Consider the following 1,531-nt stretch of genomic DNA (forward strand, 5'->3'; position numbering starts at 1 on the left):
CTGGACAACAGTATCTTAATCAACCTTGAAAAATTTTACCAACGTACCAGTATTCTGATTGGACTTGGTAGCCTAAAACTAAACGATCAAGCTCGTGCTGCTTGGCGCAACTATGACAAGTTCCACTACGAACATGTCAAACACGTACTGACTCTCTATGGACCTGTTTTTGGTTTTTAGAGCTTGAAATTACTTGTTTTCTATTGACAAAATTTCCTGAAAGGTATAGGATAGAGGTACTAATACTCGGAGGTATGGGAGACATGAACAACTAATCTATCAAATAAAGAACTTTATTTAGTAGATCTTGTTTTTGTCTCTTTTTGTGTGCTCTTTTTATACTAGATTTTCTAGTATCTTGTCCTCAATGAAAATCGAAAAACTAGAAAGCTATGCTCCTCTTGGGTTGGGTTAGGCAGCTCCAAGCTAGTTTGACGAGCTTTTCAACGAGGATAATAGAGTTTTGACAGTGACTTTGGGCTCTACTAGGTAAAGTAGAGCTTTTTGTTATGCACTATGGACATTCTAGAAAGGGCAGCAATATGATAAAAATCAATCATCTAACCATCACTCAAAACAAAGATTTGCGGGACCTTGTATCTGACCTAACCATGACCATCCAAGACGGGGAAAAGGTTGCTATTATTGGTGAAGAAGGAAACGGCAAATCGACCTTACTACGAGCTTTAATGAGGGAAGCATTACCTGATTTTACTATCAAGGGCGACATCCAGTCTGATCTTCAATCACTGGCATACATTCCTCAAAAACTCCCCGAGTTTCTGAAAAGTAGGACTCTCCATGACTACTTCTTTTTGGATTCTGCTGATTTAGACTACAGCATTCTTTATCGTTTGGCGGAGGAATTGCACTTTGATAGCGACCATTTTGCTAGCGACCAAGAAATTGGCAGTCTATCAGGGGGCGAAGCTTTGAAAATTCAGCTCATCCACGAGTTAGCAAAACCTTTTGAGATTCTATTTTTAGATGAACCTTCAAATGACCTAGACCTTGAGACGGTTGATTGGCTAAAAGGTCAGATTCAAAATACCAGGCAAACTGTTATTTTCATTTCCCATGATGAAGACTTTCTTTCTCATACGGCAGATACTATTGTCCACTTGCGACTGGTCAAGCACCGGAAAGAAGCAGAAACGCTAGTCGAGCATTTAGACTATGATCGCTATAGTGAGCAGAGAAAGGCTAATTTTGCCAGACAAAGTCAGCAAGCTGCTAACGACCAGAGAGCCTATGATAAAACCATGGAAAAGCATCGTCGCGTCAAGCAAAATGTAGAAACTGCCTTACGTAACACTAAAAATGATGTTGCCGGTCGCCTATTGGCTAAAAAGATGAAAAATGTTCTCTCTCAAGAAAAGCGCTACGAAAAAGCAGCTCAGTCCATGACCCAAAAGCCACTTGAAGAGGAAAAAATCCAACTTTTCTTTTCAGACATTCAACCATTACCGGCTTCTAAAGTCTTAGTCCAACTGGAAAAAGAAAATTTGTCCATTGGCCAGCGCATTTTAGC

Annotated in this window: 1 protein-coding gene and 1 pseudogene; both read left to right on the forward strand. The window is 40.0% G+C overall.

Going from position 1 to position 1,531, the window contains the following annotated elements:
* Positions 1-180: pseudogene (locus SORDD16_RS05695) on the forward strand (helicase BlpT); the annotation flags it as partial.
* Between the two features lie 329 nt (positions 181-509).
* The coding region (locus SORDD16_RS05700) for an ATP-binding cassette domain-containing protein (RefSeq protein ID WP_061452694.1) at positions 510-1,531 on the forward strand (1,022 nt) is incomplete at its 3' end.

This window comes from Streptococcus oralis (genome assembly GCF_001578945.1).
In the GTDB taxonomy this organism is placed as follows: Bacteria; Bacillota; Bacilli; order Lactobacillales; family Streptococcaceae; genus Streptococcus; species Streptococcus oralis_Q.